24 protein-coding genes and 1 tRNA gene are annotated in these 22,246 nt (G+C 63.0%); 12 read left to right on the plus strand and 13 right to left on the minus strand.

Annotated features, from left to right (window positions below; translation table 11 throughout):
• Positions 1–326 (plus strand): aminotransferase class I/II-fold pyridoxal phosphate-dependent enzyme (locus tag DPM35_RS13615; RefSeq protein WP_146767945.1); only part of this gene is annotated, 326 nt, incomplete at its 5' end.
• A 248-nt stretch (positions 327–574) separates the two neighbouring features.
• On the opposite strand, the gene DPM35_RS13620 is transcribed toward DPM35_RS13615, so the two are convergent.
• Entirely contained in the window at positions 575–1,741 is a 1,167-nt protein-coding gene (locus DPM35_RS13620; RefSeq protein WP_112127824.1) for a pyridoxal phosphate-dependent aminotransferase, read from the minus strand.
• 101 nt (positions 1,742–1,842) lie between these two features.
• On the minus strand, positions 1,843–2,262 hold the full coding sequence (mscL, locus tag DPM35_RS13625) for a large conductance mechanosensitive channel protein MscL (protein ID WP_112127825.1): 420 nt from the start codon (positions 2,260–2,262) through the stop codon (positions 1,843–1,845).
• A 343-nt stretch (positions 2,263–2,605) separates the two neighbouring features.
• On the opposite strand from mscL, the gene DPM35_RS13630 reads away from it, so the two are divergent.
• Complete coding sequence (locus tag DPM35_RS13630; protein ID WP_181592013.1) at positions 2,606–6,091, plus strand: PAS domain-containing hybrid sensor histidine kinase/response regulator; 3,486 nt, start codon at positions 2,606–2,608, stop codon at positions 6,089–6,091.
• Between the two features lie 12 nt (positions 6,092–6,103).
• On the opposite strand, the gene DPM35_RS13635 is transcribed toward DPM35_RS13630, so the two are convergent.
• Positions 6,104–6,763, minus strand: a complete 660-nt coding sequence (locus DPM35_RS13635) for a response regulator transcription factor (RefSeq protein ID WP_112128453.1) — start codon at positions 6,761–6,763, stop codon at positions 6,104–6,106.
• 188 nt (positions 6,764–6,951) lie between these two features.
• Positions 6,952–7,389 carry a hypothetical protein gene (locus DPM35_RS13640; protein WP_112128454.1) on the minus strand — a complete coding sequence of 146 codons (438 nt, stop codon included), beginning with the start codon at positions 7,387–7,389 and terminating at the stop codon, positions 6,952–6,954.
• A 111-nt stretch (positions 7,390–7,500) separates the two neighbouring features.
• Between DPM35_RS13640 and DPM35_RS13645 the strand changes: the two genes are divergently transcribed.
• Genes DPM35_RS13645 through DPM35_RS13655 form a run of 3 tightly spaced genes read left to right on the plus strand, consistent with a single transcriptional unit; the run spans position 7,501 to position 9,905 of the window.
• The gene (locus DPM35_RS13645) at positions 7,501–7,848 is read left to right on the plus strand and encodes a DUF952 domain-containing protein (RefSeq protein ID WP_181592014.1); all 348 of its coding nucleotides are present in this window, start codon (positions 7,501–7,503) and stop codon (positions 7,846–7,848) included.
• Positions 7,845–8,918 carry a quinone-dependent dihydroorotate dehydrogenase gene (locus DPM35_RS13650; RefSeq protein ID WP_112127827.1) on the plus strand — a complete coding sequence of 358 codons (1,074 nt, stop codon included), beginning with the start codon at positions 7,845–7,847 and terminating at the stop codon, positions 8,916–8,918. The genes DPM35_RS13645 and DPM35_RS13650 overlap by 4 nt, the downstream gene beginning before the upstream one ends.
• Positions 8,919–8,942: 24 nt before the next feature.
• Complete coding sequence (locus DPM35_RS13655; RefSeq protein WP_112127828.1) at positions 8,943–9,905, plus strand: PLP-dependent cysteine synthase family protein; 963 nt, start codon at positions 8,943–8,945, stop codon at positions 9,903–9,905.
• 38 nt (positions 9,906–9,943) lie between these two features.
• On the opposite strand, the gene DPM35_RS13660 is transcribed toward DPM35_RS13655, so the two are convergent.
• Positions 9,944–11,275, minus strand: a complete 1,332-nt coding sequence (locus DPM35_RS13660) for an MATE family efflux transporter (protein WP_425373357.1) — start codon at positions 11,273–11,275, stop codon at positions 9,944–9,946.
• 125 nt (positions 11,276–11,400) lie between these two features.
• Here DPM35_RS13660 and DPM35_RS13665 point away from each other — a divergent pair, with 125 nt between their 5' ends.
• Positions 11,401–12,303: a histone deacetylase family protein gene (locus tag DPM35_RS13665; RefSeq protein ID WP_112127829.1), complete on the plus strand. Its 903-nt coding sequence runs from the start codon at positions 11,401–11,403 to the stop codon at positions 12,301–12,303.
• 12 nt (positions 12,304–12,315) lie between these two features.
• Here the strand turns inward: DPM35_RS13665 and DPM35_RS13670 are convergent, their stop codons facing one another.
• On the minus strand, positions 12,316–12,585 hold the full coding sequence (locus DPM35_RS13670) for a DUF6460 domain-containing protein (RefSeq protein ID WP_181166832.1): 270 nt from the start codon (positions 12,583–12,585) through the stop codon (positions 12,316–12,318).
• 368 nt (positions 12,586–12,953) lie between these two features.
• Between DPM35_RS13670 and DPM35_RS13675 the strand changes: the two genes are divergently transcribed.
• The 5 genes from DPM35_RS13675 (at position 12,954) to DPM35_RS13695 (ending at position 16,505) form a co-directional block, all read left to right on the plus strand.
• Positions 12,954–13,589 carry an outer membrane protein gene (locus tag DPM35_RS13675; protein WP_181592046.1) on the plus strand — a complete coding sequence of 212 codons (636 nt, stop codon included), beginning with the start codon at positions 12,954–12,956 and terminating at the stop codon, positions 13,587–13,589.
• Between the two features lie 168 nt (positions 13,590–13,757).
• Positions 13,758–14,147 carry a hypothetical protein gene (locus DPM35_RS13680; RefSeq protein ID WP_112127830.1) on the plus strand — a complete coding sequence of 130 codons (390 nt, stop codon included), beginning with the start codon at positions 13,758–13,760 and terminating at the stop codon, positions 14,145–14,147.
• A 103-nt stretch (positions 14,148–14,250) separates the two neighbouring features.
• The gene (locus DPM35_RS13685) at positions 14,251–14,925 is read left to right on the plus strand and encodes a response regulator transcription factor (protein WP_112127831.1); all 675 of its coding nucleotides are present in this window, start codon (positions 14,251–14,253) and stop codon (positions 14,923–14,925) included.
• A complete protein-coding gene (locus DPM35_RS13690; protein ID WP_112127832.1) occupies positions 14,922–16,355 on the plus strand; it encodes a sensor histidine kinase in 1,434 nt (477 codons plus the stop codon). The genes DPM35_RS13685 and DPM35_RS13690 overlap by 4 nt, the downstream gene beginning before the upstream one ends.
• 76 nt (positions 16,356–16,431) lie before the next feature.
• Positions 16,432–16,505: transfer RNA gene (locus DPM35_RS13695), tRNA-Gly, on the plus strand.
• Between the two features lie 508 nt (positions 16,506–17,013).
• Here the strand turns inward: DPM35_RS13695 and DPM35_RS13700 are convergent.
• From DPM35_RS13700 to DPM35_RS32185, 3 genes are all read right to left on the minus strand, one after another.
• A complete protein-coding gene (locus DPM35_RS13700) occupies positions 17,014–18,084 on the minus strand; it encodes an SDH family Clp fold serine proteinase (protein ID WP_112127833.1) in 1,071 nt (356 codons plus the stop codon).
• 122 nt (positions 18,085–18,206) lie between these two features.
• Positions 18,207–19,226 carry a tyrosine-type recombinase/integrase gene (locus DPM35_RS13705; protein ID WP_112127834.1) on the minus strand — a complete coding sequence of 340 codons (1,020 nt, stop codon included), beginning with the start codon at positions 19,224–19,226 and terminating at the stop codon, positions 18,207–18,209.
• Entirely contained in the window at positions 19,213–19,413 is a 201-nt protein-coding gene (locus DPM35_RS32185; RefSeq protein WP_146767946.1) for a hypothetical protein, read from the minus strand. Before DPM35_RS32185 ends, DPM35_RS13705 begins: the two co-directional genes overlap by 14 nt.
• Before the next feature lie 77 nt (positions 19,414–19,490).
• Here DPM35_RS32185 and DPM35_RS13710 point away from each other — a divergent pair, with 77 nt between their 5' ends.
• Positions 19,491–20,810: a DUF6161 domain-containing protein gene (locus DPM35_RS13710; protein ID WP_146767947.1), complete on the plus strand. Its 1,320-nt coding sequence runs from the start codon at positions 19,491–19,493 to the stop codon at positions 20,808–20,810.
• Here the strand turns inward: DPM35_RS13710 and DPM35_RS13715 are convergent.
• From DPM35_RS13715 to DPM35_RS13730, 4 genes are all read right to left on the minus strand, one after another.
• Positions 20,807–21,007 (minus strand): hypothetical protein, encoded by a 201-nt coding sequence (locus DPM35_RS13715; protein ID WP_112127836.1) that lies wholly within the window; start codon positions 21,005–21,007, stop codon positions 20,807–20,809. The genes DPM35_RS13710 and DPM35_RS13715 overlap by 4 nt on opposite strands.
• Positions 21,004–21,270, minus strand: coding sequence for a hypothetical protein (locus DPM35_RS13720; protein WP_146767948.1), 267 nt, complete (start codon positions 21,268–21,270; stop codon positions 21,004–21,006). The genes DPM35_RS13715 and DPM35_RS13720 overlap by 4 nt, the downstream gene beginning before the upstream one ends.
• A 5-nt stretch (positions 21,271–21,275) precedes the next feature.
• A complete protein-coding gene (locus tag DPM35_RS13725; protein ID WP_112127838.1) occupies positions 21,276–21,509 on the minus strand; it encodes a hypothetical protein in 234 nt (77 codons plus the stop codon).
• 82 nt (positions 21,510–21,591) lie between these two features.
• Positions 21,592–22,245: an XRE family transcriptional regulator gene (locus DPM35_RS13730; RefSeq protein ID WP_245431534.1), complete on the minus strand. Its 654-nt coding sequence runs from the start codon at positions 22,243–22,245 to the stop codon at positions 21,592–21,594.
• Between the last annotated feature and the right edge of the window lies 1 nt (position 22,246).

Below are 22,246 nucleotides of genomic sequence, written 5' to 3' on the forward strand. Positions count from 1 at the left end.
CGGGCCTGCCGGTGATGGCATCGGCCACCCATATCGTGCCGGTGCTGGTCGGCGACCCCGAGCTCTGCAAGATGGCGAGCGACCGGCTGCTTGGCGTGCACGGCATCTATATCCAGCCGATCAACTATCCGACGGTGCCGCGCGGCACCGAGCGGCTGCGCATCACGCCGACACCGTTCCATTCGGACGCACTGATCGCCGAACTGCAGGACGCGCTGGTCGAGACCTGGGATGCGCTCGGCATCCCCTATGCCGGCTCCGGCCGTCCCGCCGTCGCCAAGACCGACCGCATCATTCCGCTGCTGGTGCCGAAATCAGGCGGCTGAAGTACGCGCAAAGGACGCTGTGGCAACCTCAATTTGGCGCATGATCCTTTCCGAAGATCGAATCGGTTCTTCGGGGCCATGCGCGTGCTCACGGACCTGAATGTCCGCTGCGCTCCGGCCTTCGCCGGCCGAAGCGTCCATAAGCACATTCGCCCTTTGAAGGCTACGGCCGGCGTAGGCCGGTTCTCGAAAATCACACCGGCTGACTCACCGGAGCGAGTTCGATCCGGGCTTCGTCGACGGCTCGGCTACACCGTCTTCATCCATTTCGCCAGGCGATGCGCCGCTTCCTCGAGCTGATCGAGGCGGCGGTGGAAGCATAGTCTGAGGAAGGCTTCGCCGCCGGGACCGAAGGCGGTGCCTGGCGCCAGGCCGACATTGGCATTGTCGACGATGTCGAAGGCGGCTTTTCGGGAATCGGTGAGACCGTCGACCCTGAAGAACAGGTAGAAAGCGCCCTGCGGCACGGTGAAACGCGCCTTGCCGGTGGCGCCCAGGATACCGCAGACCAGATCGCGCGCGGCCCGCGCGCGTTCCACCTGTTCGGTGATGAAGCCGTCGCCCTCGTCGAGGGCGGCGACAGCGCCGCGCTGCATGAACTGGGCAACGCCCGAGGTCGAGTATTGGATCAGGTTTTCGAACACCTGCTGCAAGGCTGGATGGGTTTTGATCCAGCCTATACGCCATCCGGTCATCGCCCAGTTCTTGGAAAAACTGTTGACGAACAGGATGCGGTCCTCGGCCGTGGCGATGTCGAGGAAGGACGGCGCGCGGCCATGGCCGTAGTGGAACAACGAGTAGATCTCGTCGGCGATGATCCATAGACCCCTTGCGCGGGCAAGATCGAGGATCGCCTGGAGCGTCTCCTTGTCGGCAGTCCAACCGGTGGGGTTGGACGGCGTGTTGATGAACAACAGCTTCGTGCGCGGCGTGATCGCGGAGCCGATCTTGTCGACGTCGCAGGACCAGCCATTGCCGGACTGGTCGAGCGTGACCGGCACCGGCACAGCGCCCGCCACGCCCGCGGCGGCGGCGAAATTCGGCCAGGCGGGGGAGAGGTAGATCACCTCGTCGCCGCTGCCGGCGATCGCGTCGATGGCCAGCTGGATGGCGTGCATGCCGGATCCGGTGACGATGAACTCCTCCTCGGCGAAGGCCTTGCCGAAATGCCTGGCGTAGTAGCGCGCGAGCGCCTGCCTGAGCTCGGGAATGCCTTTCTGCCAGGTGTAGAAGGTCTCGCCACTGGCGAGCCCGCGGGCGGCGGCATCGCTGATGAAGGAAGGTGTAGGCAGATCGCCCTCGCCGGCCCAGAGCGGGATCAGCCCTTCGCGCAAGCGGCCGTGGTTGATGACGGCGACGATGCCGCTTTCGGGTGCGGCGCGGGCTTCGGCGCGCAAGGTCTCGATCAAAGTCATGACAAATCCGTTCTTATCCCGGCAGCGCTCATAGCAGATAGAAAAACAGAAAACCCCGGCCGCCAGCGGCCGGGGCTTTGGTCCAGAAGGCTGGCGCCACGTTATCTCTTGGCGAGCAGGTCGCGGATTTCGGTCAGCAGCTGCACGTCGGCCGGCGGCGGAGCCGCGGGGGCAGCGAGCTTTTCACGTTCCAGCCGCTTGCGCAGATTGTTCACCGCCTTGACCATCAGGAAAATGATGAATGCGAGGATCAGGAAGTTCAGCGCCACGGTGATGAAGTTGCCATAGGCAAAGACTGCACCTTGCTTACGCGCATCGGCCAGATTTGTGGCAGTCACATTGTGCGACAGGCCAATGAAGTAATTGGAAAAGTCGACCCCTCCGAGCGCACCGATGAAGGGCATGATGATGTCGTTGACCAAGGAATCGACAATCTTGCCGAAGGCGGCGCCGATGATGACGCCGACGGCCAGGTCCATCACATTGCCCTTGGAAATGAATTCCTGGAATTCTTTCAGCATTCGACCCTCCTTGCCATGACGGGACGCGCTACCGCCTCACCAGTTGTCCTTCGGCGCCGACCCGAGCCCACAATAACAAAAACCCCCGGTTGCAAAACCGGAAAAACAGCGAAGGCACCGGTTTGTGTCACGCATCGTCATCAGCCGCATATGCGCCGAAAGCCGCGATGGACTTGGGCCCCGAGCTGTGGTTGCGTCAGGGCGGTCGAGCGTTTCCATCGAAATGCGCGACCGCTTTGGGTATTTGTTCTGACGCAATTCCTGACGGCAGATCGCCTGGTATTTTTTTCGGAATTGGTTGGGCAGGCCGGATGGGAGACCGGCCAGGGAGGAAGCTCAGGCCGTGCAAGGCTGGTTCGTCGTCATCATCGCGATCGCCTATGTGACGCTGCTTTTCGCCATTGCCAGCGTCGGCGACCGGCGTGCCGCCGCCTCCGGGCTCGGCCGGGCGCGGCCGTTCATCTATGCGCTCAGCCTGGCCATCTACTGCACCTCCTGGACCTTCTTCGGCTCGGTTGGCCTTTCCTCCGAGCGCGGCCTCGAATTCCTCGGCATCTATACCGGCCCGGTGCTGGTCTTCGTGTTCGGCTTCCCACTGCTCAACCGCCTGGTCCGGCTGGCGAAGAGCGAGAAGATCACCTCGATCGCCGACTTTCTCGGCGCCCGCTACGGCAAGAGCTTCACCGTCGCGGCGATCGCGACGCTGATCGCCACGATCGGCGCGGTGCCCTATATCGCGCTGCAGCTCAAGGCGATCTCGGGCTCGGTCAGCCTGATGATCGAACACTATACCGGCTCGCCACCCTCTTTCGATCCGTTCGTCAGTGATATCTCGCTGGTGGTGGCGATGCTTTTGGCGCTGTTCGCGGTGCTGTTCGGCACCCGCCACGCCGACGCCACGGAACATCAGGACGGGCTGGTTCTGGCGGTTGCGGTCGAGACCGTGGTGAAGCTTGCCGCCTTCATAGCCATCGGCCTGATGGTCACGTTCCTGATCTTCGGCGGCCCCGGCGATATGTTCGCCAAGTTGGCCGCGAACGGCCAGGTACGCCAGGCGATGAGCTACAATACCTCTTTAGCCACCTGGCTGGTGCTGACCACCTTGAGCGGCTTTGCCATCCTGATGCTGCCGCGGCAATTCTATGTCACCATCGTCGAGAACCGCAGCGAGGCCGAACTGCGCACGGCGACCTGGCTGTTCCCGCTCTATCTCGTGGCGATCAACCTCTTCGTGCTGCCGATCGCCTTTGCCGGCCTGTCGCTGGTCGGCGCCAAGACCAGCAGTGACCTCTATGTCCTGTCGCTGCCGCTGCTCGGCGGCCATGACGTGCTCGCCATGGCCGCCTTCGTCGGCGGCCTCTCGGCGGCGACCGCCATGGTGATCGTCGAAAGTGTCGCGCTGTCGATCATGATCTCCAACGATCTCATCATCCCGCTGTTCGTGCGCCGCGTGATCAAGACCAGCGCTTCGGAGAACGAGGACTGGTCGACGCTGATCCTCAACGTACGCCGCGCGTCCATCTTCATCCTGCTGTTCATCGCGTTCCTCTATTACCGCGAGAGCACCAACAGCGCGCGGCTGTCCTCGATCGGGCTGATGTCGTTCGCGGCGATCGCGCAATTTGCGCCGGCGCTGATCGGCGGCCTGATCTGGCGTCGCGCTAATGGCCGGGGCGCAGCGCTCGGCATGGTCGCGGGCATCGCTGTCTGGGGTTATACGCTTCTTCTGCCCTCGCTCGCCGGCCCCGGTTCCGACATGGTCGTCCATGGACTGTTCGGCTTCGAGGCGCTGAGGCCACAGGCGCTGTTCGGCACCGTCGGCGAGCCGCTGAACCATGGCGTGCTGTGGAGCCTCTCGGTCAACGCCCTGTTTTTTGTCCTCGGCTCCCTCTCCCGCGCATCCGTGCCGCTTGAGCGCATCCAGGCGGCGATCTTCGTACCGCGCGAGGCGGGCCCGATGCCGAGTCTCAGGCGCTTCCGCACCGCCGTCACCGTCAACGATCTCAAGGACACGATCTCGCGCTATCTCGGCGTCGAGCGCACGGAGCGCTCCTTTCAGTCGTTTGAGAAGAGCGCAAGCGTTTCGCTCCACGGCAAAGAGCAAGCGAGCATGGATGTCATCCGCTTCTCGGAGCAACTGCTGGCAAGCGCCGTCGGCTCGTCCTCGGCGCGGCTCATCCTGTCGCTGCTCTTCCGCCGCAACGACCGCGATTCCAAGGATGCCTTCAAGCTGCTCGACGACGCCACCGAGGCGCTGCAACACAATCGCGACCTCTTACAGATCGCGCTCGACCAGATGGAGCAGGGCATCACCGTCTTCGATCGCGATTTCCGGCTGATCTGCTGGAACCGGCAATACCGGCTGCTGTTCGACCTGCCGGACGAAATGGGCCAGGTCGGCGTGTCGCTCGACCGGATCCTGCGCCATCTCGCCGAACGCGGCGATATTCCGGCCGACCAGCGCGTGACGATGCTCAACCGGCTGACCAGCTTCGCCGGACCATGGCAGATGGAGCTGAAGACCAGCGGGCGCATCCTGGAGCTGCGCTCCAACCCGATGCCCGACGGCGGCATCGTCGCCACCTATGCCGACATCTCCGGCCGCGTCGAGCAGGACCTGGCGCTGAAGCGGGCCAATGAATCGCTGGAACAGCGGGTCAAGACCCGCACCATCGAACTCACCCGGGTCAACGAGGAACTGGCGCAGGCGCAGATGCTGGCCGAGGAGGCCAATCTCGGCAAGACGCGCTTCCTCGCCGCCGCCGGCCACGACATCCTGCAGCCGCTGAACGCCGCGCGGCTCTATTGCTCGTCGCTGATCGAGAAGGCCGGCAAGGGGCCGGCCGGCAAGGCGGCCATCAACATCGAGTCCTCGCTGGAATCCGTCGAAACCATCCTCGGCGCGGTGCTCGACATCTCGCGGCTCGACGCCGGCGCCATGAAGCCGGAAGACATAGCCTTCAGCCTCGGCGGGCTGCTCGGCCAGATCGGCAATGATTTTCGCCCTTTGGCCGCCGAAAAGAAGCTCGAACTCAAGATCATGCCGTCCTCGCTCGGCGTCATGACTGATCGCAATCTCTTGCGCCGGCTGGTCCAGAACCTGGTCTCGAACGCCATCAAATACACGCGCAAGGGCCGCATCCTTGTGGGTGTGCGGCGGCGCGGCGAACTGGCCGAGATCCAGGTGATCGACACCGGCATCGGCATCGCCGGCGACAAGCTCAACACCGTCTTCCACGAGTTCACGCGCCTCGACGAGGGCGTGCGCGAGGCCGAGGGGCTCGGCCTTGGCCTTTCGATCGTCGACCGCATCGCCAGGGTGCTGAGGCTCGAAATCCGCATTTTCTCCAACCCGGGCAAAGGCACGCGCTTTTCCGTCCTGTTGCCGATCGCGGCGGTCGCGGCGCCGCCGCGTGAGATCGGCAAGGCGCCGGCCCGCTCCGCCTCGACGCTTGCCGGGCTCGAAGTGCTCTGCATCGACAATGACGCGCGCATCCTCGACGGCATGCGGCTGCTGCTCGAAGGCTGGGGCTGCCATGTCGAGACGGCTTCGGGAGCGGGAGAGCTTGTGCGGCCCGGCGCGGCGAGGCCGGACGTCGTGCTTGCCGACTATCATCTCGACGGCGGCACCGGCCTCGACGCGATCGCCAGGCTGCGCGCCGTCTACGGCCAGGACCTGCCCTGCGTGCTGGTCACCGCCGACCGCTCCAGCGAGGTGCGCGCCGCCGCAAGCCAGCTCGACATTCCGGTCGTCAACAAGCCGGTGAAGCCCGCCGTGCTCCGCTCGATGATGGCAAGGGTCAGGCCGCTGGCGCCGGCGGCGGAGTAGAGGCAGAAGTAGCTAACTTACCGGCTGCAGCGGGTCATTGCCGATCTTGGAGAGCTGGATGACCGCCTGGGTGCGGCTGTCGACGCCAAGCTTCTGCAGGATGGCCGAGACGTGCGCCTTGATGGTGGCCTCGGAAACGCCGAGCTCATAGGCGATCTGCTTGTTGAGCAGGCCTTCCGCCAGCATGCCGAGCACGCGTGTCTGCTGCGGCGTCAGGGCCTGCAGGCGCTTGATCAGGTCGGAGATTTCCGGGTCGCGCTCGACGCCGAGCTCGATGCCGGCGGGTGCCGCGATATCGCCGGCGAGCACGGCTTGCACCGCGGCGCGGATTTCTTCCATGCTGGCCGATTTGGAGATGAAGCCGGAGGCGCCGAGATCGAGGGCGCGGCGGATGGTGACGGGATCGTCATGGGCCGACACCACGACCAGCGGCACCGCCGGATGGATGCCGCGCAGCGCAATCAGGCCGGAGAGGCCGCTGGCGCCCGGCATCGACAAGTCGAGCAGCACCATGTCGATATCCTCATTGGCCAGCACCAGCGCCTTGGCGCTTTCGAAATCGCCGGCCTCATGGATGGCGGCGACGTCACCGATGCCGGCCAGCGCCTCCTTCAGCGCGCCGCGAAAAAGCGGATGGTCGTCGGCAATGACGAAAGTGTGGCCCGACGGCAAATATTCCTCCCCCGATCCCATCATCATTTTCGTGCTTCTTGCGGGGACCGGAATGATTATGCGGCCGCGCGGCGCTTTTTCAAGCGGCAAAGGCCGCGCATGGGGTTTTCCCCAGGAGCGGCCGGCTGTCGTTTGCGCAATTCCGGACGGAAAACCGCTGTGCACTTTTCCTGGAATTGCGCCCCGGCTCAGGTCTTCTGCTGGTTCAGCTTGGCGCCGCCGTCGCCGTCTTCCTTGTCCATGTCCTTGACGATGTCCTTGAAGGTCCGGAAGAAGCGCTCCATGTAGCTCATCGTCCTGTTGAAGTCCTCTTCGCTCGGCAGTTGCGACTCCAGCCGGGCGGAGAGCGAATTCTCGAGCTTGGCGACCCGCGCATCGAGGGCCTTGACCGAATTGTCCAGCCGGTCGATCTCGTCCTGGTAGGCGGCGCGCTCGTCCGCCGCCATCTTGCAGACGAGCTGACCGGCGCGCTCCTCGCAGATCGACATGGCGCCGGTCCTCGTATCCATGCGGACATAGCCGTTGGCCGACTTCTCCAGACGGTAGTGGTCGGTTTCCTCGGAATAGGCGGAAGCGGCAACTAACGAGCAAAGCGCCGCGGGGATCAGGATGTGCTGCAGACGCATATCGTCCTCCATGAGCCAATGAAGACGGGCTATCACAGGTTTGCGCCGGAAATGGGGAAGAGTCGAGCTTCAAGCCTTCCCCGCTCCTTCGGTTCAGACTATAGCGCGAGAATGTCTCAGATTATCTACAAGATCGCCCCCGAGGCGCTTTGGCGCGAAGCCGAAAAGAACGGGCGCTTCACCGGCGCGCCGATCGACATCGCCGACGGCTTCATCCATTTCTCCACCGCCGCGCAGGTGCGCGAGACGGCGGCGAAACATTTCGCCGGCCAGACAGGTCTGCTGCTGATCGCCATCGACGGGGAGAAGCTGGGTGACGCGCTGAAATACGAGGTGTCGCGCGGCGGCGCGCTGTTCCCGCATCTCTACACCCCCCTCGCTCTCGACGCCGTCCTTTGGGCCAAGCCTTTGCCGCTCGGCGCCGGCGGCCACGAATTCCCGGCGCTGGAGGGCGAATGAGCGTGCTCGACCGGATCGGCCAGAAACTGCTTTTCTCCTTCGATCCGGAAACCGCGCATGGCCTGTCGATCGCGGCGTTGCGCTGCGGGCTTCCGGTCGGCGCAACGGCGCCACGCGACGCGCGGCTCAAGATCAGGCTCTGCGGCCTCAACTTCCCGAACCCGCTCGGCATGGCCGCAGGCTACGACAAGAACGCCGAAGTGCCGGACGCGCTGCTTGGGCTTGGCTTCGGCTTCGCCGAAATCGGCACCATCACGCCGCTGCCGCAACCCGGCAATCCGAAGCCGCGCATTTTCCGGCTGACGGCGGATGAAGCGGTGATCAACCGGCTGGGCTTCAACAATGAAGGCCATGCGGCGGCGGAAAAGCGGCTTGCCGCGCGCAAGGGGCGGCCGGGCATTGTCGGCGTCAACATCGGCGCCAACAAGGACAGCGCCGACCGCATCGCCGACTACGAGCGCGGCGTCGCCCGCTTCGCGCCCCATGCGAGTTACCTCACCATCAACATCTCCTCGCCCAACACGCCGGGCCTGCGCAACATGCAGGCGCGCGAGCAGCTTGGCGAACTGTTGTCGCGGGTGATGGCCGCGCGTGCCGCGGCCCCTGCGCAGCCGCCCGTCTTCCTCAAGATCGCGCCGGATCTCGTCGAAGCGGAACTGGAAGACATCGCCGCCGAGACCGCCGAGAAGAAGATCGACGGCGTCATCGTCTCCAACACGACACTGTCGCGGACCGGATTGCGGAGCGGCGGCGTGGCGAATGAAACCGGCGGCCTCTCGGGAAAACCATTGTTCGAACGTTCGACCGCGGTTCTGGCCCGCATGCGCAAGCTGCTCGGACCCGACATGGCCATTGTCGGTGTCGGCGGCGTCCACTCCACCGAGACGGCGCTTGAGAAAATCCGCGCCGGCGCGGATCTCGTCCAACTCTACACCGGCATGATCTATGCCGGGCCGGCGCTGCCGGGGCGCATCGTTGCCGGCATGGCGCGGTTCGTGGAGAGGGAGCGGCTCAAATCCATCGCAGAGCTGCGCGACAGCGGCTGCGCAAGCTGGTCCGAACGACTCTGACGCACAGCATCGGGAGGACGGAAGATGGCCGAGATCCTGAGTTCCGTCGTAGACGCGATCGGTGGAACACCACTGGTCCGGCTCGACAGGCTGACGGCGCAGGCAGGCGTCGACGGCGCAATCCTAGCCAAGCTGGAATATCTCAATCCGGGCTTTTCCAAGAAGGATCGTGCGGCGCTTGGAATAATCGAGGAGGCCGAAAGATCGGGCGCCATCAAGCCGGGACAAACGGTGGTCGAGCTTACTTCCGGAAATATGGGAACGGGACTCGCGATCATCTGCGCCGTCAGAGGTTACCCCTTCGTCGCGGTGATGTCGAAGGGCAACTCCGAAGAGCGCGCCCGCATGATGACGGCGCTCGGCGCGGAAGTGATCCTCGTGGACCAGTTGCCGGGGTCGGTGCCGGGGCAGGTCTCGGGCGGCGATCTGGCGCTTGTCGAGCAGGCCGCAAGAGCGGTGACGGCCGAACGAGGCGCCTACCGCGCCGACCAGTTCCATCGCGCCGGGAACTGGCTTGCCCATTATCACGGAACCGGACCGGAAATCTGGGACGCCAGCCATGGCGCACTCGACGCATTCGTCGACTTCATCGGCTCGGGCGGCACCTATGCCGGGGTGACGAGGGCGCTCAAGGAACGCAATCCCCTGATCAAGTGCTTCATCGTCGAGCCCGAAGGCGCCGCGGCCGCGGCCGGCGAGACTGTCACCCAACCCGAACACCCTATTCAAGGCGGCGGCTACGCCATGCCGGACCTGGCGTTCCTGACCAACCCCCCCATCGATGGCTATCTTCAAGTTTCCGGCGACGAAGCACGCGAGACCGCGCGCCTGCTGGCGCGCAGCGAAGGTATCTTCGCCGGCTTCTCCTCCGGAGCGAATGTGGCCGCCGCGCTGAGCCTCCTAAAGGGCGATCAAGCGGGCAAGACGATCGCCGTCGTGATTTGCGACTCCGGGCTGAAGTACCTCTCAACCGACCTCTGGAGTTGAGACACGCCGGCGTCCGGCCGGAGCCGAGCAATCGGCGCCTAAAATGCCGTGCGCACCCTGAGCCTCAGCATCGCAAGCAAGCTCACTCCGCGCACCAGCAGGAAGACGTGCAGCGATGCCCAGAGCCCGTTGTTGCCAAAGGCGGGCGCCAAGGTGACGAGCGCGGCGGTGAAGGCGAGGAATGACAAAAGCATCATGTTGCGCATGTCGCGCGACCAGGTGGCGCCGATGAAGACGCCATCCATCTGAAAGGCCAGCACGCCGCTCAGCGCCGTGAAGGCTGCCCAGGGCAGATAAATGTCGGCGACTTCGCGGACCTCCGGCGAGGTCGTGACCAGCGCCACCAGGCTCGCGCCGGCGGTCAGCAGGATAAGGCTGGCAGCGGCCGCGAGGCCAAAGCCCCAGATCAGCGTGAGCCGCACGGCCTGCCGGAAGGGAGCAGGCGCCTGCGCGCCGATGGCGCGGCCGGCCAACTGCTCGGCGGCGGTAGCAAAACCGTCGAGGAAATAGCCGGCGAAGAGGAAGAAGTTCATCAGCACCGCATTGGCGGCAAGCGTCACCGTGCCGAACTGCGCGCCCTGCCTGGTGAACAGCGCGAAGGCGGCGAGCAGCGAGAAGGAGCGGATCATGATGTCGCGGTTGAGCGACAGCATGCGCCGGTAGGCCGGCAAATCGAGGATGCGGCGGCGCGACGGCCGCTCCAGCTTACGGAAGCGGTTGAGCACGATGGCAAGGCCGAGCAGCATGGCCAGGAACTCGCCGGTGACCGTCGCCCAGGCGACGCCGGCAACGCCCCAGCCGAGCTCGAGGCCGAGCAGGAAGCAGAGCACGATGTTGATGCCGTTGAGCACCGCCTGCAGCATCAGGCCGAGCCCGCCTTCGCCGCGTCCCAGCACATAGCCCAATATGGCGTAGTTGATCAGCGAGAAGGGGGCGGCGAGCAGCCTGATGCGGATATAGATGGACATCGCCGAGCTGACGCGCGGCTCGGCGCCCATGAACCACTGGCCGGCCACGGCAAAGAGCGGCGAAAGAGCGGCAAGTATGATGCCCGCGACGACGGCGATCAGCACGGCGCGCCACAGCACCGCCTGCTCTTCCAGCGCATCGCCGCGCCCGAAGGCCTGGGCGACGAGACCAGTGGTGCCCGAGCGCAGGAAGTTGAAGGTGGTGAAGACGACGTCGAAGACCAGCGATCCCGCCGCCAGGCCACCGAGAAGGGCCGCGTCGCCGAACTGGCCGACCACCGTCGTGTCGACGATGCCAAGCAGCGGCGTCGTCAGATAGGCAAGCGTCATCGGCACGGCGATCGCCAGCACCGAGCGGTTGGTGACGGCGAAAGACCTGGCGTTGGCTTGAGTCGCGTCCAAGGGGATTGCTGCCTGTTTGATTGCGGCTTGATCGAGGACCCGATGTGCCCCAGTTTGCCGGCGTGACGCAACCACATCCGCCGGACTGCCAACCGAATTCCAAGCCTGGCGCAGCCCCCCGATACATGCCGCTACAGATCGTCCATCACCCCGACTATGACGCCGGCTTCGCCGTCAACCATCGCTTTCCGATGAGCAAATATCCGCTTTTGATGGAGGCCCTGCGTAGGCGCGGGCTGGCCGCGCCGGGCGCGCTTTCGATGCCGGAACCGGCGCCGGCGTCACGGCTCAAGCTTGCGCACGCAGCCGACTATGTCGACCAGGTGATCGCCTGCCAGGTGCCGGAGAGGATAGAACGAGAGATCGGCTTCCCGGTCGGCCCGCGCGTGTCGCTGCGGGCCCAGCTCGCCACGGCGGGCACCGTGCTGGCGGCCAGGCTGGCGCTGAAACACGGCATCGCCTGCAACGCCGCCGGCGGCAGTCATCACGCCAGGCGGGCGCAAGGCGCCGGCTTCTGCACCTTCAACGATGTCGCCGTCGCCTCGTTGGCGCTGCTGGCTGAGGGCGCCGTGGAAAATGTGCTGATCGTCGATCTCGACGTGCATCAGGGCGACGGCACGGCCGACATCCTGAAGGACGAACCGCGCGCCTTCACCTTTTCCATGCATGGCGAGCGCAACTATCCGGTGCGCAAGATCGCTTCCGATCTCGATGTCGCCTTGCCGGACGGCACCGGCGACGCCGCCTATCTCGAGCAGCTCGGCGCCATCCTGCCGGAGCTGTCCGGGCAAAGGCGTTGGGACATCGTCTTCTACAATGCCGGCGTGGATGTGCATGCCGAGGACAGGCTGGGCCGGCTGGCGCTGAGCGACGATGGCCTCAGCGCCCGCGAAGACATGGTCATCGGCCATTTTCGTAGCCACGGCGTGCCGCTGTGCGGCGTCATCGGCGGCGGCTACTCGACCGATGTGCCGGCACTCGCCGCGCGCCACGCCATGTTGTTCGAGGCTGCCTCGCGATACGCGTAATGCCACGCTGGGCTATTTCCTGTAGCTGGCGATCCGAAGCAAGATGAACACAGGAACGACGATCGCGGCGCCGAGCAGGATATAGCCGAGGAAGCGGTCGATGGCGTGGAAGCCGAGATTCCACAGATCGACGAAAAACTGGCGGATGCCGTAGAAGACGTCCATCGGCGACCAGCCGAAGGCATGCATGACGAGGCCGACGAGGAAGGAGACCACGAGCAGCTTCAGGAACACCCTGAGCGGCGTGTCGCCAAGAAAGCGCGTCAGTGCGGACAAGGCCATTCTCCGGTTCGAGCCGCCCGATTCGGCGGCGCGGTATCAGAGATACGCACTCGGCCGTGCGCCATCAAGCGGCCCGGTTGCGGGCGCGTGCCGCCGGCAGAGCTTAATTTTGCGTAAATTCAGATGCCACAAATTGCTGAAAATAAACAGAAAAATCTTCATTTCTGCGTTCTGCGCAATGTGCGTGCAATTTTCGCCTGACAGATAGGGCCGGTCTTTCGAGCAGCGTGTCGCAACGGAAGCTCGGACCGCAAGGCAGCGCCTTGCGGCAGAGGGATTCTGTTGCCCGCGAGAGACAAACGAACCGGAGCGGCAATCCCAGAAGCCGGCTCCATCGGTCAATCCGCGCATCGGCGCCGCCCTTGCGCATGTTTGTTGGAGTGTGGAACGTGTTTTGTCGAACCAAGCTTACCCTTGCGGCGGCTTTTGCCGCCTGTCTCGGCGGGCCGGCGATGGCCGCCGACCTCTCGCCCGCCTATAACGATCCGCCCGCTTTCCAATGGAGTGGCGCTTATGTCGGCGTCCATGGCGGAACCGCCTTCACCAGGATGCCCAATCCGTTCGCCGGTCGGAACGGCTGGAGCGGCGGCGTGCAGGCAGGCTACAACATCCAGACCGGCCCGGCCGTGTTCGGCGCCGAGCTCGAAGGCTCCTATCTCGGTGGGGCCGAACACAATGTCGAGGGCGGCAAGATCAAGGAGAAATGGCGCGCCGCCGCCAAGGCCAAAGCCGGCCTCGCCTTCGACCAGACGCTGGTCTTCGGCACCGCCGGCATCGCCATGACCACATTCGACAAGGCAGGCGGCGTGCGCGACACCGACAGCCGCAAGCTCGGCTACCTGGTCGGCGCCGGCGTCGAACAGGCGTTCGCCGGCGGCCTCTCCGCCAAGATCGAGTATGACTATATCCGCACGCCCAATGTGGAAACGAGATCGGCCTTCGGCAATGCGAAGACCGATATAGGCAGCCAGGAGCTGAAGGCCGGTATCAATTACCGCTTCTAACTTGTGGCGCGCCGGAGAGCAGTTTTCCGTGGCGGCTGCCCCGCCGATCTCCACCACGGGAAACTGCCTTTCTCCGACCCGCGCGGATACGGGCGGCCCAGGCGTAATGTCGATGTAATTTTCGCGGCCTAGCTGCCCGCTGCGCGTAACCATCCCAGGAATCAGATCATGTTCAAGACAAGCAGGGGACGGAGCCTGGCCCTGAAGGCTTTCCTCGCCACGGCGCTCATCGGCATATCCGGCTGCGCCTCCGACATTATGAAGAACTATATCGGACAGCCGGTCGAATCCGTTGTCCTCGACTATGGCCCGCCGACCACGGTGGTCGAGCTCGGCCCAGGCGAACGCGCCTATCAGTGGCGCAAGATCTCCACCAACGTGGTCTCCGGCTCGTCGAGCGGCGAGGTCCGTCATACAAAGCACGGCACCGAATACGAGGAGACCGAGACGCCCGGCTATGTCGAGCGCCAGGAGTGTTTTTACACCTTCTACGCCCGATCGTCCGGCGGTCGCTGGTTCATCACCAATTTCCGCAAGCCGAAGCTGGAATGCGAATGAGGTCAGCGCAAGCGGCGAACTGGCTCTTGCCGCGTGACAGTCGAAGCTCTACCGGGCCGGCAAGGACATCCGCAAACCGCTGCTGCGCCAACGGGATCGAAGAATGCGTATCCTTCTGATCGAGGACGAGCCGGAAATGGCGTCGGTGCTCAAGACGGCGCTGGAGCGGCAGGATTTCGTCGTTGACGGGACCTCGACGCTGGCCGATGCCGAAATCATGGCAAAGGTCGGGAGCCACGACGCGATCGTGCTCGACCGCCGCCTGCCCGATGGCGAGGGCCTCGACCTCATCCCGCGACTGCGCGCGATGAATATCGATACGCCGGTGATTGCGCTGACCGCGATGGCCGGCATCGACGACCGCGTCGGCGGGCTCAATGCCGGCGCCGACGACTATATGGTGAAACCCTTCGCCACCGAGGAGCTGGTGGCGCGGCTGCGCGCGCTGCACCGGCGGCAGTTCACCTTGCGCGCCGAGCGTATCGAGGTCGGTCGGCTCGTCTATGACTTCCGCGATCGTGAAGCGCTGGTGGCCGACAAGGCTCTCGACCTGCCCCGGCGCGAGCGCCTGGTGCTGGAAACACTGATCCGCCGACCGGGCCGTGCCGTGATGCGCCGGGCCCTGGAGGAGGCGGTCTACGCGCTGGATGACGAGATCGGCTCGAACGCGCTCGACGCGCATATCTCCAGGCTGCGCCGAAAGCTGGAAGACGCTGCCGCGGGCATCGAAATCCGCGCCATCCGCAACATCGGCTACCTGCTGAGGGCCTTGCCGTGAGGCAGCGCCGTACACGCTCGCTGCAATGGGTGCTGGTGCGGCGGCTGATCCTGCTGCAGGCGGCGATGCTTGCGATCTTCGTCGGGCTTTGCGCCGCGGCGTTCTGGATCGCCAATCCGACGCTGCTGGTCGACAATGAGGCCGCCGTGGCGGCGCTGAAAGGCGCCGTCGAGCGCGACGTGAACGGCCGGCTGGTGGTGCGCGAGACCGAAGAACTCAAGCAATTCCGCGAGAGCTTTCCGCATGTCTGGTACATCATCCGCGACAGGACCGGGCAGAGCGTCCGCTCCGGCGCCGTGCCGGAAGTCTATGCCGGCACGCCCGGCCTTCTGCTCGATTCCGTCGAACATGCGACCCTCGACCTCAACCGCGATGATCTGCGCCCCGAAGCCTATGTCGAGAACACCACGACCAAGGCGGGGCCGGTGCAGATCATCACCTCGACGCGCTCGTCGCGCGAACAGACGGACGGGCTGGAAGTCAACATCTCGGCGACCGTGGATGTCGCGCGCAATCCCGACGGCAGCCGCAACTGGCAGCGCGCTTTGCCGGCGCTGTCGCTGATCGTTCTGACCCTGGTGCTGCCCATCGTCCTGGTCATGGGGCTGGCCACGCTGGTGACGACACCCGCCGTTGTGCGCAGGTCTTTCGCGGGCCTGGTCGACACCGCCGACCAGGCCGCTCGCATCGACATCAACACACGCGGCATGCAGCTGCCGGTGCAACGCGTGCCGCAGGAGATCGCGCCGCTGGTCCACGCCTTCAACCAAACGCTGGCGCGCCTGGCGCAGGGCTACGACCAGCACAACCGCTTTCTGACCGACGCCGCGCATGAATTGCGCACGCCGATCGCCATCCTGCGCACGCGGGCCGAGCTTCTGACCAAGGAACCGCAGAGCGAACGTCTGCTGCAGGACATCGAGCGCCTGTCGCACCTTGCCCAGCAATTGCTCGATCATCAGATGCTGGAGCGGCCGGGCGACGAGCGCCGAAGCGTCGACCTGACCGAGCTCGGGCGCCGGGTAACCGCCGACCTCGCGCCGCTGGCGATCGAGGCCGGCTATGACCTCGCCTTCGAGCCACCAGCCGGAGCGGTTCATGTCAAGGCAAACGGCATGCAGATCGAACGCGCCCTGGCAAACCTGGTGCGCAATGCCATCGACCATGGCGGCGGCTCCGGCACGATCACGGTCGGCATCGACGGAGGCGGAGGCATCGAGGTGCGCGATGAGGGCCCGGGCATTCCGCCGGACGAGCGGGAAAATGTCTTCCAGCCCTTCTACCGCCTGCAGCCGCAGTCGCGCGGCGCCGGCCTGGGCCTCAACCTTGCCCGGCAGATCGCCGAGCTGCATGGCGGCACGGTCAGTATCCTGGGCGGTTCGGAGCGGGGCGCCCGCGTGCGCATCGAGCTGCCGGTATCGAGCTGTTGATGGCCCGCTTGCGCGGAACATCAGGTCTGCTTTGCCGATTGCTTGCAGCCCGGGCCTCATGGTAACGAGGGCGCGCGCGGGTATGATGTAATGGTAGCCTGTCAGCTTCCCAAGCTGAACGCGCGGGTTCGATTCCCGCTACCCGCTCCACCTTGCAGCGCAACGCCTTGATCACTATCCCGGCGTTGGCAAACTAAGGCCGTTTTACCGCCAGTTTTACAGCCATCGTTCTCCGTTTGAGCCTGCGACCCACGACAACCAAAGGTCGATTAATAAAATATGAACATTTGGCAGCGTTCAATTTGCGACAAAAAATGTCGCAAATGGGAAATTTTTGATATCTGTTTATCAAAAGTTAACGATTTATTTACGTCGACTCTTGATGTCTTAGCGCTAGTTGGCAATATGCCAGACTGAGGGAACCGGGGCTGAGCACTACTATGGACACTACGCACGAAACTTTGAAGTACGGTGTCGCGGGGCCCATAACGATTGCCAAGCAGAAAATCTCGACAATCATTCTTGTGACGCCAGCACAGGTCGGCGAACTCCGGTCCACCCCCCAAGGTGTGGACACCGCTGCACCAAACCGCCGCTACAGGGATTGTGCTGGCAAGGAGTTGCCGGTCGATTCGGGCACAACCTTGGGTAAAGTGGCTCACGCTGCTGGCGTGTGAGTCCATCCCTGTTTCAGACTCTCTTCGCGTATCATCGGCTCGAAAACGCTTTGATGCCCGTATACAACTAGACGCTTCTTGACATCGTATGAGCTTGACAGTCGTGCTGTTTCCACTGCTGCGAATTTTAGGTCATGTACAACGCTTGTTCCCAAGGGTATTCCAGCGTTCTGAGGTGGCGCAGCAGGATTGATCGGCACAGGCGCCGGGGTGCTTGCAAACAGCTCACTCACGGGATCGAACGCCTCGGAGTTTTTGAACTCAACCTCGAAATCGAGATAAAGCTGCCAAATTAGTTCCTCCAATTGCGGTTGCGGATTTTCCGCGACCTGAAGCCCGAGGTCTCTGGCCTCTTTTCGGTTGATTGGATGGCCGTGAAAATAGAGCTTCGACGCCAGCGTTTCGATTATTTCGTCTATCTTGTGCTTGCTCGTCTCTTCGCTCATGTGCGTCAAAAGAATTTTTCTAGCGATCATCCTGCTCTGCGAAATGAACCGCTCGACATTTCCGATCGCCAGGGGGTGTACCTTCTGAGATAGAATCTCGACCGCCTTTACGAGTTCGTCCTCATGTCTAATACCAACTGTGTCCCTCACAAACGAGACGTAAGCCTTGACGTCTTCAACACTGATGCCAAGTCGCTGATTAGTCTGAGGATCAAGTGGGTTGAAGTCATTCGTGACCGTAGGATCGATCGGACCCATCTCCGCAAACGGATGCATAACAATCTCATCGGCGCCGAGCGCCAGCATCGTGGCCGCGCTATACGCTCGATATGGCAGTATGACGCCTATAACGTCGGAAAACTCTCTAAGGAGCGAAATGAGACGCCACGGAACGGTTCCGTTTCCCCCATTGCTGCACAAAAATACGTCAATCTTTTTCGCCGGCCGCTCGGGGAGGAGTCTGAGATGGTCAAAAAATACTCTTACGGCGTCTTGCGCCATTGACGCCTGAAGATTAGGGCGCACGCTTGTCAGATAGCATATGACTTTTGAACCTCGAAGCTTTTCAATTTCCTCAATGATAACCTTACGCTCTGCAAACGCCATGGACTGCCCCAGATGTTTCAAGTCGACTCATGCCCAACTGCAGAAAGACACTTTTAAGTGCTGAATGTAAAGCAGCATCCATGCTGCACTGCATCAGGGTAGCGAGGAAAATAATCGATCTATCAGGTCGACATTGTCTGGTTGAGCCGTCTTATCCGCTCCTTGATCGCGGCGCCGCGGCTGACGTAGCGGCGTATGATGCGGGAGACGGTTTCTTCCTCCCAAGCCATGATCTCGGCGATCTCGCGCTCGGTAAGGCCCGCGGTGTAGAACTTCGTGCAGGCGGTGCCGCGCAGGTCGTGAAAGTTGAGGTTTTCGCCTTCAGGCCAAGCGTCCTTCTTCGCCTTCACGAATGAGCTGCCGAGGCCGTCCTTGACCCACGGCCGGCCTTTGCTCGATGTGAGGATCACTGGCGAGCGGCGCGGGATCCTGGCCAGCACGTTGCGCAGCGCGTCGTAAAGCGGGATCACCGCCTCCCGCCGGTGCTTGCTCTTGCCGGTCGTGATTGTGATCGCGTCCTCGCCGACATGTGACCAGGACAGGCGGATCAAGTCTCCGACGCGCAGGCCTGTGTGAGCGGCGAGGTCAACCGCGAAAGCGACCTCCTTCGAGCAGACGGCCTTCAGCCGCGCGATATCGGCGTCGGTCCAGATAATCTCCGAGCGCGAGCCGGAATAGAGCTGCTTGATGCCTTCGCACGGGTTAGAGGCGATCGCGCCGCGGTCGACCTCGAAGGAGAGCACGCGCGACAGCACCTGCATGCCATAGTCGGCGGCGCGCGGCGTATCGGCGTATTTCGCGCGCCACGCCCGGATCCTCGGCCTGATCTTCTCAGGCCGGTCAAACTGGCGCACAGACAGCGCGCCGAAATGGTCGGCGATGCGGTCGAGCCACGGACCCCAATTGCGCCGCGTCGATTCGGCGAGCTTCTTGTAATCGGCGCTGGCGCGATAGCGGATGATCGAGGCGCTGAACTTGTTGCTGTCCGGCGCCGCGCGACTGGCGATTGCCTCGTTATAGGAGTCCTGAAACGCCGGTGTACCCGGCTCGCCCTTGATGGCCGGGCCGCCGCGCCAGGCGTAGTAGTAGACTTTGCCCTTGGCCTTGACGGTGTGAAGGCCCTTCAGTTCAACCATGACCATGCTTCGCGTCGAACTCCGCCAGCTCGCGATCAAGGTCATCTTCATCAGCATTGGCGGGTTTCGTAAAGTGCCAGCGGTGTGTGCCGTCCGGCAGCACGTCGAGCGTGCACGGCTCGACCCCGGCCTGCCGGAGGGCGCACAAGGCCTTGACTAAGTCGTTTGGGCGAAGAGATATGCGCTTGCTCATTACCATTTCCCCCACAACAAATGCTTGCGTCGCCCGAAGTCATTTGCGAAGTCGTTGCTGTAGTGGGGAGAGCGCCGATGAACGCAGAAACTTACAATCTGATCCGATCGATACTTGGATCTAAGACTTACGATCCTGGCGGCGCCAACTCTCGCGAAGCGACAAATCTTTATCAAAAAGAGCAGGCCCAAATTTATCGCAAGATTGCGGCTGCATTCGCCAGCCATATGCAAGCTGTGACGACTGAGACCGGGACCACCTCGGCAGTCCGCACATTCACCGACCAGCTTGTCGCTCAAGCGACTGCGAACGCACCTGCCGAGGTCCGTGTCGTTGAAGGCCAAAGTGTTCTCAGCGCTGCCATTCCAGTAGTGACAAACGCGGACTTGGAAAGAGTTGCAGAAAGCTTGAAGGGCAGAACGGCCGGGCCCGACGGGCGGTTCGATGATTTGATGAGCGCATTCACGGCGGGAGTTCTGTTTGAGATGCGCGACTTCGTGCGGCCGCAAAGTCAAATACCCTTCCCTGTTCCAACAGAACTCGCCAGCTATGCGGCATGGCGAGCGTTGGAAGAGGCTCCGCTTGACCGCTCGGGGTCCATCGCCAAGCAAATGAGCAACCTTGCCGCCGTATCGACCGGGCTCCAGAGCGACCTGAGGAGCCAAATGGCTGCCTCGGCGGCTAGGTTGGAACAGACCATCGAGACGTTGACATCTCGGGCGAACCACGCACTTGAAGCGGCCGAAACGGCTGCCAAACAGGCAGGTGAATTTGACAGCCAAGCCAAGGATCTGCGTCAGAAAATCGACGACTTCTCCGTCGATATCGACGCGAGGACCGTTGATGCTGAATCGAAGCTCAACAGTTTTCTGGATGCGGCGAAAACTCGCTCGACCTACCAGGGCATCAGAATCTACTGGACGGACCGGGCCAACGCAGCATGGTGGGCTCTCGCGCTCTCTGGGGCGGTACTGTTTCTCCTCCTCGTCGCTATTCCGGCATTCGCTATATGGGAAAACGATGCGGTAATTGCGTTGCTCAAACACCTGACCGAAGCGGCCGGCGTTGACGTAGCAAACCAACAGAACCCGGTTGTGTTGACCATAGCAACCGTTAGCCGGCTGGTGATCGTCACCATTCCACTCGCACTCTACTTCTGGCTCATCAAGCTTGTGGTGAGGTTCAACATTCGGTCGATGTTGCTTATGGATGATGCTAGGCAGCGCGCCACTATTATCGAGACGTACTACAAAATGATCGAACAAGGTGGAGCTACAGTCGAAGACCGTGCCCTGATCCTGCAAGCGCTTTGCCGGCCGGCCCCGGGCCATGGTGGCGACAGCGTCGACCCTCCCAACTTCACCGAGGTTATCGACAAGGCAATGGGCAGACATTAGCGCAGCCCCACATAGAGCAGGCCAACGCCGATCAAGGCGGTGGCGATCATCAGGCAGATCAGGATGCGGCGGGCGGTTTTCGATTCCGCCGGCCTGTCGTCGATGCAATCGTCGCCGCAGAGGCAATCCGGCCAGCGGCGGCAGATGAAGAGCACCTTACCTTCGTGCCTCTTGAACGTTGTCTGATGCTTTATCATGGCAGCAGCCATCCGAGCGCGAGGAATGGCGTGGCGAAGGTGATCAGACATGCGAAGACGAGACCTGCCGGGCCGTCGCCGCCGATCGCGGCGATGACCTTGGCGGGATCGGTCGCGCGGCTGAGGTCGGTCAGGATCTCGGACGGGCGACGCCGCGCCATGAGCTGGCGCGCAATCCACGCCTCGTGCTCAGGCGATTTGGCTGCTTCGGCGATCAGCCTCTCGGCGACGGCCCATGGAGGCAACTGCGCGGTTGTCCGCATGGCCGTCAGGCCACGCGGCGGACGGCGCGCGAGCGGGCAAGGTTGCACGCCTCGCGTCCGTGCTGCTCGATCTCTTCTAACGTGAAGCTGGTGTGCTCGAAAAGCACGTCCTTGGTGACGGCGATGCCGTTCATGCCAAGTTCGAGAACGCGGTCGGCCATGCGCTCGACAAGGGTTTTCTCGACCAAGGCCGTCTTGGGCGGCTTCGGCATGGTTTCGTGCAGCGCGTAAGCGATCATGTGTCTATCTCCGCTCGCGGAATGCGAGTGGAGGCAAATCTTTCCCATTATGGGGAATGTGTCAACCCCAAAATGGGGAATATCAGCGTGGCGACATGTGCGTGACTTTCGCCGCCCAAACGAGCTCAACGTCCTCGATCGGACTCTCAGTCTGTGAGTGGAGGTTATAATAGCCAGGACGCGGACCGCGCATCAGCTTCTTGACCAAGACTCGTCCATCGACCGTCTCGCAGATCACAACCTTGCCGACGAGATCAGGCGTTACGGGATTGCGGACCTCGTCATAGTACACAAGCCATTGGTTGAAGAATGAACCAAGCGAATCGCCGCGTACTTCCAACGCCACTGTCTTCTCGTTGCCTTCGGGCGGCATTGGAACCTCATCCAATGGACCTTGGGCGTCGACGTAGAAGTGAGCAGCTGCGCCGGCGCCGACGTATCCAAGCACCGGAACCGTCAACTCTTCCATAATGGCGGAGGGCTGCACGCCAAACGCTTTGGCGGCCCGAGCCATATAATCCGCCGTTAGCCGACGCTCTCCTCGCTCCAGCTTGATGAACTGGCCGCGGGACACTCCCATCGCCTGGGCGGCCTGGTCGTGTGTCCAGCCCGCTTCTTCGCGCAGTTCTTTGAGCCTGTTTCCCATAGCGGGGAAAGTGGCATGAGAGTGAAGTTGCTGTCGTTCCCCATATTGGGGTTGACAATGTTCCCCGGATTGGGGAAGTATCCGCGCCATT

This window comes from Mesorhizobium atlanticum (assembly GCF_003289965.1).
In the GTDB taxonomy this organism is placed as follows: Bacteria; Pseudomonadota; Alphaproteobacteria; order Rhizobiales; family Rhizobiaceae; genus Mesorhizobium; species Mesorhizobium atlanticum.